Below are 422 nucleotides of genomic sequence, written 5' to 3' on the forward strand. Positions count from 1 at the left end.
GCCCGCTGGTGTCATTTGTGAGATTATGAATGATGACGGCACGATGGCGAAAGGACAAGATTTACAAAAGTTTAAAGAAAAACATCAATTAAAGATGATTACGATTGATGATTTAATTGAATATCGTAAAAAATTAGAACCAGAAATTGAATTTAAGGCAAAAGTGAAAATGCCTACAGATTTCGGAACATTTGATATGTATGGTTTTAAAGCGACATACACAGATGAAGAGATAGTTGTACTGACAAAAGGTGCAATTCGACAACATGAAAATGTACGCTTACATTCTGCGTGCCTTACAGGCGATATTTTCCATAGTCAACGTTGTGATTGTGGTGCTCAACTTGAATCGTCTATGAAGTATATCAATGAACATGGTGGCATGATTATTTATCTACCTCAAGAAGGTCGTGGCATAGGAT

Annotated in this window: 1 protein-coding gene; it reads left to right on the top strand. The window is 36.0% G+C overall.

Annotated elements, in window-relative coordinates:
• On the top strand, positions 1–422 hold a 422-nt coding region (locus GVJ63_RS22015), incomplete at both ends, for a 3,4-dihydroxy-2-butanone-4-phosphate synthase (RefSeq protein WP_200843141.1).

Source organism: Pantoea sp. 18059 (assembly GCF_902706165.1).
In the GTDB taxonomy this organism is placed as follows: Bacteria; Pseudomonadota; Gammaproteobacteria; order Enterobacterales; family Enterobacteriaceae; genus Pantoea; species Pantoea agglomerans.